Genomic DNA, 12,948 nt, shown 5'->3' on the forward strand with positions numbered 1-12,948 from the left:
CCATAGGCTATTTCAAGAACAACTGCACTTAAACATATTATATATAAATTTCAATATATTTTACCGTTTAATATATATTGGTATAGTTAAAAATAATAAAGCCATTGTCTAGCTTTGAGCAAGAATATAGTAGAATATTTTATATTAATTAAACTATATATAAAAATTTCTTAAAATTGGAATATCTATCTATATTTGGGAAGTTTTTGGCGCTGAAAATATCCTAAAAGTTAGTTTTTTAAGCCAATAAGCAACTTTTAACGATTTTGGCATTTTATTGGATTCAAAAAATATAAGCTTACAATAATTATTACTTAAATGAAAAAGTTTTACCAACTCCCTGCATATTGGAAGAATAATTCTTCTCGCATTAATCAAATGTTGATAGTGAGCATGCTCGCGTTGTTGCAGCCTTTTTTAGCATCAGCCCAAGAATCTCTGACAAATACTCCTTACAAACAAAATTTTGATGTTTTACCTAAATCGGTTAACAGTTCGTGGCAAAACAACCAGACCTTAAAAGGTTGGTATATACAGCAAGAAAACAATGTTCCGGGTGTAATAACCCCTAATAATGGCAGTAACTCCAATCCTGGGGTTTATAGCTTAGGAGATGGGGCCGCTAATGATCGTAGCTTGGGTAGCATATCTACGGTTGCAACCGGCAAGCACGTGTATGTACTGCGGCTGGTAAATAATACCAATACCGTGGTAAATAAAATAAATGTGGCTTTTACGCTGGAGCAATGGTGGAACAATCCGGGCTCGAACGAGCGGTTTGGCGTATCTTACCTAACCGGCAATACGTCGGCCATCAACGCCATTATTCAGAATAAAGAGTTGCACGGCAGCAGCAATTGGGCTGTTGTTACCAGCAAAATTAACACCCCCTCTAAAGGTAAACCTGGTTATAAGGAAGGCGACACTAAAATGGTATCGCTGGATGTAAACTTAAGTTTAGCCGTTGGCCAGGAAATTCTTATCCGGTTTGAAGATGCCATGAGCACCAAGAAAAATGGCTATAATGCTATTGGCATCGACGATGTTTCTATTACGGCTAACCCCAACACCAATTCAGATGACAGAGTTTACCGCTTTGTGGGCGTTTCTAACGGCAATCAGGCAAACAGAAATGATTTACTGATTTTAAGTAACTGGAAAAATAAATCTAACAAGTCTCCAGTAAACTTTACCGATAATTTTCAAACATTTGTAATTGATGTTCCTAAAAATGGTCCTGGTAACGGCTCACCCGATACAGGCAATCCAGCCCTTAAGAGTGGCCAGAATTGGGTAGTTAAGGGCCAGGGCTCTAAAGTTATTCTGGGTAATGGCAGCACAGGCTTTAGCTTAACCATTCCGCAAGATGCCTCTTTTACAGGTACCATCGATTTAAGAAGTAATTCTATCTTTAACATTGATGATGAAAATAACTTTGACCTTAATCTGGATAAAACACCGCTGATAGATATTGATGTGGTAGAAGAAAACGCTACGGTAAATTACCGGGGTACTAATCCGCAATATATTTCCGAAGCAGATTATTCTATTTTAAATGTTTCTGGTGCAAAAAAATATTTATATGGCAGTTCATCGGCTAGGGAAAGCTTAAACCTGAGTGCTGCTAATATTTACCTGAACGAATTTGATTTACTAGTAGGAGATGGTACCAATAAACCCGGCATACTTACTCGCACCCAAGGCTATATCATTACCACTGGTCTAGGCTCTTTGCAACGTTTTGTGCCAAATGGCAGCACGGCTTTATTCCCGGTAGGTTCTGCAGAAAACGATGCAGCTAATAACCAAGTTACTTATTCTCCGGCTAATGTTGTGCAAAATGGTACTTCTGATTTACTTAGTGTACGGGTACTGGATGGCTACTACGAAAATTATAACCCCAGCACTTACCAGCCAAACGGCGACCAGGAAACGCAAGGGGTAGTAAAACGTTCGTGGATTATGGAAGAAGCAACAATTGGCGGCTCAAATATTAACTTAGCCTTACAATGGCCATCAGCCGCTAACGGCAACCTATTTATACCCGTTGAAAGCAAATTACTTTACTTTGATTTTAACAATGCCGATTGGGCAGAAATAATTAATTCGGCGTATGTTGGTGGCAACAGCCTCCAGGTTGCTGGTACAGTAACGGCCTTAGGCGTATTTAGTGTGGGCGTAGGCGGCCAGAACGCTCCCCTACCAGTAGAATTAATAAGCTTTAAAGGCGTGCGGGAAAAAGGCGAAGTAGCACTGAAGTGGCAAACTGCCATGGAAAAGAACAACGACTACTTTACATTAGAGCAAAGCACCGATGGCAAAACTTTTAACGAACTGGCTAAAGTAAAAGGTGCCGGCAATACCAATCAGCAGCAATATTACAGCTACCAGCACCGGAACGCGCCGGCTCAGATTATTTATTACCGTCTGAAACAAACCGATTTTGACGGTACTTTCACCTACTCAAAAGTAATTGTGGTAAAAGGCTCGTCGCAGCTGGCAACGTTAGCCGTATATCCTAATCCGAGCACCGGGCAGTTTACTTTACAAGGCGTTACTAATATTACGGCTGCTACTGTAATGGATGCGGCCGGCCGTACGGTCTTAAACTTGCTGCCTACCAGCCTGAACAATGAAATTGGCTTGAACATAAACCTAACCGAGCAAAAACCAGGTATTTACTTTTTGCGCCTGACAGGCCCAACCGAAACCCAAACCTTGCGATTGATTAAGAAGTAAGCTGTTACTAAAAAAAGAAGTACGTCAGTGAGGGCGTACTTCTTTTTATCAAAACTACTTTAGTTTTTTACATTGTTTTAACAGTACTTGCTATCTGTATCTAAGCACCTTGTAAATTCTTCTCACTTTTATACCACCCTTTCTTTTCTGTTAAATAGCAGCAAAAATTATCAGAACAAACTCTCTCCTGGTATCAATTAACCAGTCTACCATTTGTTATTCAATCTTTCCTACTAAACATCCTACTGGAAAAAGTCAATAAATAAATCATCCTGTTCAATATTATTATCGACTTTTTAACTAAACATAATTTAAATAGCAAAATACCTTGCTTTTTCTTAAATCTGGATTATTCTTCTATAATCCGGAAAATAGCTATTGGTTTTTAGTGCAATAAAATGGTAAAAACGGCCAAATTTGTATATTTACGGTTATATACCTTTTTTGGCATTCTTTTAGAATAGTTTTATATATCAGAAAAGTTAATCTTTGTAAAATGAAAGTATTATTTACCTTAACTGCAGTATTAAAAAGAGCCAGCAACTTAAATAACATACATCTAAATTATTTTACCTGTTAGTCCTGAAAGACTGGCTTTACTTATCTAATACCTACGCCCCTCACTAACCAACCAGCTAAATTCTTTTAAAGAATTAACCTAAACGCCGAACCCATACCATTTATAACCCTAATATGATTGCAACTTTACCTCAAAAAACTTTTAACGCTGGCTTTACTACAGGCACCTCCCGCTTTGCCATCGTTACCATGTTTACCTGCTTCGTTCTTTTATTAGCAGCCCCAGTTAAATCATTAGCTCAAACTATAAAAACAAGCTTACCTACCCAAACAGTTGTTTGTACTGGCACCTCAGAAATTATCTTAACAGCATCCGCAGAACATAATACCCAAAAAATGGTAGCCCAGTGGCAATCAAAAACCAATGATTCTTGGGTTAATATCAATACAGCTACTACAACACATTCTAATACAACTAAACCAGCTATTACAACAAGCCAGTTAAGGGTGACAAATTTTACCGATAAACAAGAATTTCGGGTAGCTTTTGGGGTTAGTTCGGCAAACCCAGAAACTTCAAGCATGGTTACCAGTACTACCATCATCATTCCTTCTGCTAATTTTAGCGTTCCTGAGGAAGTATTTGCGGGTAATAATATCAACTTAACTTTCACTGGTTCAGCTTCAGCTAACACTTCCATCAAATACCAATGGATAATTTCTGATGGAACCATTGCGCCTTCAATTGCAAACCCTACTATAAATTTTAGTTCTCCTGGCGAGAAGACTATAACCTTTACCCTTACTGATGGAAACTGCTCCGTAAAAGCCTCAAAAACCATACGGGTGCACGGCAATTATTCCTGGAACGGCAGTAAAAGTGTAGATTGGTTTGATGCGGCTAACTGGACTCCCAGCTTAGTACCGGGTGCTGCCGATAACGTTACGATTAATACGGCTCCATTTCCGCCGGTACTATCGGCTAACACCAGCATTAAGAACTTAACCCTGAATACCGAGACTTTAGAGCTTGGCACTGCTACCTTAACGGTAAATGGCAACACTACCATTAACGGTGGTAGAATAAATGGTGGCACCTTTGCCATTGCCGGCAATATTTTAACCGCCGGAAATAGCCCGGTAAATATTTATAACGTTGCTTTAACTGGCAGCGACGCCCAGGTAATTAGCACCACTAATAATGCGGCGCCTGTATTTAACAACTTAACCGTTTTAAAAACAGACAATAAAGTAAGTTTAGAAACCGACCTAACTGTTAATGGCACGCTGAATTTAAATAACTCGAATAAACTGGTACTGGGCAGTTCAAATCTGTTGATTGGTGCAACAGGCAATATTATTTCGGGTAAAGCGGGTTATGTGGTTACCAACGGTCTAGGCACCCTGCAATTGACTGTAGCCAACAATGAAGCCGAAGTATTTTTCCCCGTAGGTAACCACTCCTACAATCCTGTTAAAATAAAGCAAAAAACTACCGGCACTACCGATATATTTAAAATACGGGTAAAAGGTGGCCTATTTGTACTGTACGATGCCGATAATAATGGCATTGACCCGGCCGTAATAGATGGTGTAAGCCGTACCTGGATAATTGAAGAAGCCGTACCAGGTGGTTCGCAAGCCCGGGTAACCCTACAGTTTTCGGCTACCAATAATGTGAAAGACTGGGCCCCTGAATTTACACCGGAGAAAGCCGTTATGGCCCAATTTACCGAAAACTGGGCGGCGCCTACCACCGGTAGCGCTACCGTAGACCCAGATAACAGCAACTTATTACAAGTGAGTTTAGATAACCTGACTTCCTTCCGGATATTTGGGGTGTTTAACTACGACCACCAACGGTTAACCACCTTACCGGTAGAACTGGTAAGCTTTAAGGCGGCCCGTGCCAAAGGCGAAGTAGAACTGAAATGGCAAACTGCCATGGAAAAAAACAACGACTTTTTCACTGTAGAAATGAGCCTTGATGGCAAAAAATTCAGTGAAGTAGCCAAAATAAATGGCGTAGGCAACACTAATCAAATACAAAATTATAGCTACCTGCACCGGAACACCCCTAGCCAGGTTATTTATTACCGCTTAAAACAAACCGATTTTGACGGCACGTTCACTTACACTAAAATAATCAGTGTAAACGGCACCGCTCCATTAACAAACTTGGTGGTTTATCCTAACCCTGGTACTGGTCCGTTTACCGTGCAAGGCGCAACTAACGTAACTGAGGCCCTAATATTAGATGCTACCGGCCGCTTGGTGAAAAAATTACCGGTACTGGACAAAGAAATTTCTTTCGATTTATCCAATGAGCAAGCCGGCATTTACTTCCTGCGCCTGACTGGCCCCGCTGAAACCCAAACATTGCGGTTAATTAAGAAATAATATTTCTCATCTGTTTTCACCCAAAAATCACCTTGGCTTGTGCTAAGGTGATTTTTTTTGTTTTAATATTTTGTTTCCGCGCAGGTTCCCAATATTTAACCGTAATAGGTTTTGCAGAAAGATTCGGCAGTTAGGCTAATATTTTTAATTGGCAAACTTCAATCTTAATTAAAGATAATAGTCTTGTTGTTGCTTACAAAAACCTTATCGGCGAAAACCAGCTTTAAGGCTTGGGCCAATACTATCTTTTCTACATCGCGGCCCGCTTGAGCCATATCCTGGGCGTTGTGCGTGTGGTTTACCTGAATTACGTTTTGGGCAATAATGGGGCCTTCGTCTAAACTACTGTTTACAAAGTGGGCCGTGGCGCCAATAATTTTTACGCCGCGCTCGTAAGCTTGCCGGTAAGGATTGGCCCCAATAAAAGCCGGCAAAAAAGAATGGTGAATATTTATAATGCGATCAGGAAACTGCTGCACAAAAGCCGGACTGAGTACGCGCATGTATTTGGCCAGCACCAGGTAATCCGGGTTATATTGTTTTATAGTTTCCAGAATTTGGGCATCGTGTTCTTCGCGGGTTTTATTTTCGTGCGAAATATAATGGAACGGAATATCAAATTTTTCGGTAAGCGGCTGCAATGTGTCGTAGTTGCCAATTACGGCCAGAATATTGGCATTTAAATCGTTAAAGTTTTCGCGAAGCAATAAATCGCCGAGGCAATGATGTTCTTTGGTAACGAGTATAACAATATTCTTTTTCTGCTGCGGCAACAACTCAAAAACAATTTTCTCCGGTAAGGCATCGTGCAGTTCCTGCAGCACTTTTTCCCGGTTTATGTCGCCGGCTACTTCGGCTCGCATAAAAAAATGGTTATTCTCTTTATCTACAAATTCGCCGTTGCTGATAATATTTAAATCGTTTTGAAATAAGACTTGCGTAACCGTATAAATTAATCCTTTGCGGTCGGTGCAATGAATAAGTAAAGTATGATTATTAGACATCAGATTTTAAACTGGTTATGATGAAGCTATTGCCTCTACGTAATAAAACAAAGTTGGCTAAAAATAGGGCATTTTTCGTGGGCTAAGGCCAAAATATATTTATTGTTTCTCTTAAACCTGGTTGGTATAAAACAAAAAGCCCCCGGAACTCCAGGGGCTTTGGCAAAAATTTCAGAAAAAATTAGAAGGTACGGATAACTGCCGGACCAACTTTTTCTTTGTTTACGGCTTTCTTCTTGGCTTTTTTTGATTTTGGTTCAGCAGGCTCGGGTGCTACAATCATCACTTCGGGCGTGTCAGCTGCTTTCGTTAACAGGTTGCCATCCGGATCGAGTTCCACCACATCGTAGCCTAATTTTTCCAGGCCGGGTTTAATTGAAGCTTTATCGCCTACCAGCATAATATTCATTTTTTCTACGGGTAAATATTTTTTGGCTAAGGCATTAATTTCTTCTTTTGTGATGTTCTGCAAAATCTGGTTTTGCTTCGTTACATAATCGGCATCTAAATTATAGCGAATAATATTGTTCAGGAAGGCGGCTTTCTGGAAAGCCGTTTCGTATTTCCGGGCATCACTTTGGCCCATGGCATTCTTTACAAAAGCCAGTTCTTCGTCGGTAATGCCTTCTTCGCGCATGCGCTTAATTTCCTTCATAAACTCTACCACCGAGCTATCCGATACATTAGACCTTACGCCGGCATAAGCAGTATACGGGCCGGCAGATTCGGTGCCGGAAAAGTAAGAACCCGCCCCGTAAGTATAGCCTTTAGCTTCGCGCAAGTTCAGGTTAATGCGGCTGTTAAACGCGCCTCCCAGTACGTAGTTCATTATCTGCGACTTGTAATATTCGCCGGTAGCATCGTAAGGCAATGCCATGTAACCAATCCGGATTTCGGACTGCGCCGCTTTTTCTTTATCTACCAGGAATATTTTGGTTTTATCCAGGTTCGCAATTTTAGCATCAGCCGGAATTTCTACGGGTTTAGGCGCCCATTTATTTAAGAAAGTAAGCTTAGGCAATATTTTGTCTTTCTCGGTGTCGCCTACAATTACCAGGTTCGTTACGCTCGGCGAAAAATTATCGGCGTAAAATTTCTTTACATCATCCAGCGTAATTGAAGCTACGCTGGCAGCCATACCAATGGTAGGTACTGCCATAATATTATTCTCGCCGTAGAGCAGTTTGTTATAAACATTATTGGCTACTACCGTGGGCTGGGTGCTTTGGTTGGCAATGGCTTCCAGGCGTTGTTTTTTCAGGCGGTCGAAATCGGCTTGATCAAAACGCGGATGCAGCATGCGTTCTTCAAGTAAGGCCAGCGTAGCATCCAGGTTTTTTGTCAGGGCTTGCACCGAAACGGTCATTTGATCGGTGCTGCTGCCAAAACCGATAGATGAACCCAATATTTCCAGTTTACTGCTGATTTCTTCGGCGGTATATTTTTGCGAAGCTTCGTTTAACATAGCCGCAGTTAAGGCCGCAATTCCAGCTTTAGATGGGTCTTTGGCTTCTAGTTTATGCCCGCCTTTTATCGAGAACAGCATGGTAACCGTTGGCACCTCATCGTTTTTAGTACCAATAACTTTAATGCCGTTAGCCATTTTATCGGTCCAGAAAGGAGGTACTTTAACCACCGGATTAGCGCCGGCCGCCGGACGTTTGCTACGGTCGAAGTTGTCTTTAGCCTTTACGTATTTCAGGCCGGCGTATAGGTCTTTGGGCGCTTTGTAACCGGTAGTGTTTACTTTAAAATTATCGGCTTTGGCTACTTCATTGGCTTTACCTTTGGGCACCACGCTTAATATTACAGCGGGCTTGCCTTTAATATATTTATTGTACACGCGCATTACATCGGCTTTGGTTACGGCTTTGTATCGCTTCAAATTGACTGGTAAATAATTAGGGTTGCCGGTAAAGGTTTGGTAATTGGCCAGAATAGAAGTTTTACCCGATACGCTGGATAAACTATTAATTTGGCCGGTTTCGTAAGAAGATTTAAAGCGTGCCAGGGCATCATCGGTAACACCAGTCTTTTCAAACTCCAGAAATGCTTCGCGGGCCAGTTTTTCCATATCGGCCAGCGTTTGCCCGGGGTACGGCAATATTTGTACGGAGAATTCCCCGGCTAACTCGGTACACGGATGACTTGCACCGGCTTGCACGGCCTTCTGCGTTTTAACTAAATTTTTGTACAGGATAGAATTTTTACCCTGCCCTAATATTTCGGCTAATAAATCCAACGGCACTTCATCCGGATGGAAGTTTGGTACCGTCGGGAAAGTCATTTGCAACAGCGGGAAACGCACGTTGTCTTCGTAAGAAATATACCGATCCTGGGTTAATACCGGCGCCGGTAATTTCATGTTTTTAACTTCTGGTCCACGCGGAATAGAACCGAAATATTTCTCGGCTAATTTTACTACTTGCTGCGGCGTAACATCGCCACCCACCGTTAAGGTAGCATTATTTGGCCCGTACCAGCGTAAAAAGAAGTTCTTTAAATCGTTTACATCACTTCGGTTTAAATCTTCGATATAACCAATTATATCCCAAGAATAAGGATGTCCATAAGGATAAAGCGTACGGTATACTGTTTCATTTGCTTGTCCGTAAGGTCTATTATCCACGGACTGACCACGCTCGTTCTTAACAGTCTCTCTTTGAATTTCGAATTTTTTTTGGGTAACCGCGTCCAGTAAAAAACCCATCCGGTCAGATTCAAGCCACAAGGCGGTTTCGAGTTGATTGCTGGGTAAGGTCTCAAAATAATTGGTACGGTCGCGGCTGGTAGTACCATTCATCGTGCCCCCAGCCTCGAAAATAATTTTGGGGTGCTCTTCGTCGGCGACGTTATCGGAACCCTGGAACATCATGTGTTCGAAAAAGTGCGCAAACCCCGATTTACCTACTTCTTCGCGCGCCGAACCCACGTGATACGTAACATCAACGTGTACAATCGGGTCCGAATGGTCTTCGTGAACTACTACGGTTAAGCCGTTGGGCAATACATATTTTTCGTAGGGAATTACCAGTTCGCTGCCTTTGCGGGTAACTTTCTCCACTAACCTGGTTGGTGAAGCTTTTTGTGCCTGTACGGGTAATTGCCAAATTAGCAACGCACAACCCAACAGGGCTATTTTAAAAGATTTAATCATGTTTTTTTAGAAGGGTAGTTCTTGTGTAAGTATACTAAAATTTCTTCGATTTTTTATAGCATTTGCCAGGGCATAAAAAAAGCTCCTGCGTTACCAGGAGCTTTTTTAGGTCGATTTTTAGAAGAAATTAAAACGTCCGGATTACGGCTGGGCCAGTTTTATCGGTGTTTTTAGCTTTCTTCTTTTTGCGTTTGGTATCTTCCATAGGCAAGTTTACCTGCTTGGTAGTTTCGGGTATAGCAGAGGTTTGTTTCAAAATATTGCCTTCGGTATCCAGTTCTACTATTTCGTAGCCTAACTTCTCTAAACTGGGTTTAATGGCCGCTTTATCGCCCACGAGCAAAATATTCATTTTTTCGTAAGGCAAATATTTTTTAGCCAGCGCATTAATTTCGGCTTTGGTAATATTCTGCAAAATCTGGTTCTGCTTCGTTACATAATCTTTATCCAGGTTATACCGCAAAATATTGTTCAGGAAAGCGGCTTTCTGAAAGGCGGTTTCGTAGCTGCGGGCTTCGCTTTGGCCCATGGCGCTTTTTACAAAAGCCAGTTCGGCATCCGTAACCCCTTCTTCGCGCATCCGCTTTATTTCTTTCATAAACTCTACCACCGAACTGTCCGAGGCATTGGAACGTACCCCGGCCGAAGCCGTGAAAGGTCCGGCGTATTCGGTACCGGAAAAACCAGAACGGGCACCGTAGGTAAAGCCTTTGTCTTCGCGCAGGTTCAGGTTAATGCGGCTGCTAAAAGCGCCCCCTAACAAGTAATTCATAATCCGGGCTTTGTAATATTCGCCGGTAGCATCGTAAGGCAAAGCCATGTAACCAATCCGGATTTCCGACTGCGCTGCTTTTTCTTTATCAATCAAAAATATTTTGGTTTTATCGATGCCGGCGTTAGTGGCCTGCGTTGGTATTTCTACCGGTTTGGGTGTCCATTTATTCAGGAAAGTAAGCTTAGGCAATATTTTGTTTTGCTCAGTATCGCCTACTATTACCAAATTGGCTACCGATGGCGAAAAATTATCCTGGTAAAATTTCTTTACATCGGCCAGGGTAATATTTTGCACGCTGGGGGTAGTACCAATAACCGGAACGGCCATAATATTGCCTTCGCCGTAGAGCAGTTTGTTATAAACATTATTGGCTACTACCGTAGGCTGGGTGCTTTGGTTGGCAATGGCTTCCAGGCGTTGTTTTTTCAGGCGGTCGAAATCCGTTTGGTCGAAGCGCGGGTGTAGCATGCGTTCTTCGAGTAAGGCCAGCGTGGCATCCAGGTTTTTTACCAGCGATTGTACCGAAACGGTCATTTCGTCGGCATCACTCCCGAAGCTAATAGAACTGCCTAACTTATCTAACTGGCTGCTGATTTCTTCGGCGGTATATTTTTCGGAAGCTTCGTTCAGCATGGCGGCGGTTAGCGAAGCAATACCGGCTTTAGCCGGGTCTTTGGCCTCTAAGCGGTGACCACCTTTTAAAGAGAATAATAAAGTTACGGTTGGAATTTCATCGTTTTTGGCACCAATAACTTTAATGTTATTCGCTATTTTATCGGTCCAGAAAGGCGGCACTTTTACAACCGGGTTCGGTCCGGCGGCCGGGCGTTTGCTGCGATCGAAATTATCTTTGGCTTTCGCGTATTTCAGGCCATCGTATTCGTTTTTAGGCGCTTTGTAACCGGTTTGGTCTACTTTAAAGTTATCAGCTTTGGCTACTTCATTAGCTTTGCCTTTGGGTACCACGCTTAAAACAACCGCGTGCTTGCCTTTAATATATTGATTGTACACGCGCATTACATCGGCTTTGGTTAAGCTCTGAATCTTTTTCAATTCGCGGGGCAGTTGGTTGGGTGTTCCCAAATAAGTTTGGTAAGCGGCTAACTGAGCTACTTTGCCGGCTACGCTGGATAAACCATAAATGGCATTGGCCTCCGCCGATGATTTATAACGGGTAAGCGCATCGTCGGAAACCCCGGTTTTCTCGAACTCCGTAAAAGCTTCGCGCGCGGCTTTTTCCATATCGGCTAAAGACTGGCCCGGAAACGGCATTATTGATAACGAAAACTGACCGGCTAATTCGGAAGTATAATGGCTAGCGCTCGCACTGGTAGCCTTCTGGGTTTTAATCAGGTTTTTGTAGAGGATCGAGGTTTTCCCTTGACCTATTATTTCGGCCAAACAATCCAAGGCTACTTCGTCGGGGTGGTAAGCCGGCACCGATGCGTAGGTTAGCTGCAGCAACGGGAAACGAATATTATCTTCGTAAGAAATATAACGGTCCTGGTTTAAAGTTGGGGCCGGCAATTTCATGTTTTTTACTTCCGGTCCGCGCGGAATAGAACCGAAATATTTCTCGGCTAATTTTACTACTTGCTGCGGGGTAACATCGCCGCCCACCGTTAAGGTAGCATTATTTGGGCCGTACCAGCGCAGAAAGAAATTCTTTAAATCGGCCAGCGTACCGCGGTTCAGATCTTCGAGGTAGCCAATGGTGGTCCAGGAATACGGATGGCCGTACGGGAACAATGCCTGGGCTACTTTTTCGCTTACCAAACCGTAAGGCCGGTTGTCGTAGTTCTGGCCGCGTTCGTTTTTAACGGTAGAGCGCTGGTTTTCAAATTTCTTTTGGGTTACGGCATCTAATAAAAAGCCCATCCGATCAGCTTCGAGCCACAAAGCCGTTTCGAGTTGGTTAGTAGGTAATGTTTCGAAATAATTGGTTCGGTCGCGGTTGGTTGAACCATTCAGGGTACCGCCGGCTTCCGATACAATTTTAAAATGCTCGTCATCACCCACGTGGTCGGAGCCCTGGAACATCATGTGCTCGAAAAAGTGCGCGAACCCCGATTTACCTACTTCTTCGCGCGCCGAACCTACGTGGTAGGTAACATCCACGTGTACAATAGGATCAGAATGATCTTCGTGTACTACTACGGTTAAGCCGTTGGGTAATACGTATTTTTCGTAGGGAATTACCAGTTCGCTGCCCTTGCGGGTAACTTTCTCTACTAATTTAGCGGGGGCATTTGCTTTTTGGGCAATAACCGGCTCGTATACCGCAACCAAAGCCAAACCCAAAACTATTAACTTAACTTTTTTAAACATGAAAAACGCTTTTTCTGGATAAATAG

At 42.6% G+C, this 12,948-nt stretch carries 6 protein-coding genes and 1 pseudogene; 3 read left to right on the forward strand and 4 right to left on the reverse strand.

All coding sequences use genetic code 11. The annotated features are described in order from the left end of the window. Positions 1 to 318: 318 nt before the first annotated feature. The gene (locus tag F0145_RS12930) at positions 319 to 2,739 is read left to right on the forward strand and encodes a T9SS type A sorting domain-containing protein (protein WP_150088838.1); all 2,421 of its coding nucleotides are present in this window, start codon (positions 319 to 321) and stop codon (positions 2,737 to 2,739) included. A gap of 818 nt (positions 2,740 to 3,557) precedes the next feature. On the opposite strand, the gene F0145_RS27000 is transcribed toward F0145_RS12930, so the two are convergent. Beyond that, positions 3,558 to 3,842, reverse strand: a complete 285-nt coding sequence (locus F0145_RS27000) for a hypothetical protein (RefSeq protein ID WP_223816030.1) — start codon at positions 3,840 to 3,842, stop codon at positions 3,558 to 3,560. Here F0145_RS27000 and F0145_RS27005 point away from each other — a divergent pair. Together F0145_RS27005 and F0145_RS12935 are read left to right on the forward strand one after the other, a co-directional pair. Next, positions 3,841 to 4,047, forward strand: a pseudogene (locus F0145_RS27005) (hypothetical protein); the annotation flags it as partial. The gene F0145_RS27000 and the pseudogene F0145_RS27005 sit on opposite strands and share 2 nt — an antisense overlap. Before the next feature lie 57 nt (positions 4,048 to 4,104). Next, entirely contained in the window at positions 4,105 to 5,658 is a 1,554-nt protein-coding gene (locus F0145_RS12935) for a T9SS type A sorting domain-containing protein (protein ID WP_190277542.1), read from the forward strand. Positions 5,659 to 5,822: 164 nt separating this feature from the next. Here F0145_RS12935 and purU read toward each other — a convergent pair whose 3' ends face one another. The 3 genes from purU to F0145_RS12950 form a co-directional block, all read right to left on the reverse strand. Beyond that, positions 5,823 to 6,662 (reverse strand): formyltetrahydrofolate deformylase, encoded by an 840-nt coding sequence (gene purU, locus F0145_RS12940; RefSeq protein ID WP_150088840.1) that lies wholly within the window; start codon positions 6,660 to 6,662, stop codon positions 5,823 to 5,825. Positions 6,663 to 6,843: 181 nt separating this feature from the next. Next, positions 6,844 to 9,819 (reverse strand): M16 family metallopeptidase, encoded by a 2,976-nt coding sequence (locus F0145_RS12945; RefSeq protein WP_150088841.1) that lies wholly within the window; start codon positions 9,817 to 9,819, stop codon positions 6,844 to 6,846. A gap of 127 nt (positions 9,820 to 9,946) precedes the next feature. Continuing rightward, positions 9,947 to 12,922: a M16 family metallopeptidase gene (locus F0145_RS12950; RefSeq protein ID WP_150088842.1), complete on the reverse strand. Its 2,976-nt coding sequence runs from the start codon at positions 12,920 to 12,922 to the stop codon at positions 9,947 to 9,949. Positions 12,923 to 12,948: the final 26 nt, after the last annotated feature.

This window comes from Adhaeribacter rhizoryzae, assembly GCF_008629685.1.
GTDB lineage: Bacteria > Bacteroidota > Bacteroidia > Cytophagales > Hymenobacteraceae > Adhaeribacter > Adhaeribacter rhizoryzae.

Bases quoted from the DNA above. Each gene is read 5' to 3' on its own strand.
- F0145_RS12930 (WP_150088838.1), top strand. From the start codon at position 319: ATGAAAAAGTTTTACCAACTCCCTGCATATTGGAAGAATAATTCTTCT.
- F0145_RS27000 (WP_223816030.1), bottom strand. From the start codon at position 3,842: ATGCTTGAAGTTTCTGGGTTTGCCGAACTAACCCCAAAAGCTACCCGA.
- purU (WP_150088840.1), bottom strand. From the start codon at position 6,662: ATGTCTAATAATCATACTTTACTTATTCATTGCACCGACCGCAAAGGA.
- F0145_RS12945 (WP_150088841.1), bottom strand. From the start codon at position 9,819: ATGATTAAATCTTTTAAAATAGCCCTGTTGGGTTGTGCGTTGCTAATT.
- F0145_RS12950 (WP_150088842.1), bottom strand. From the start codon at position 12,922: ATGTTTAAAAAAGTTAAGTTAATAGTTTTGGGTTTGGCTTTGGTTGCG.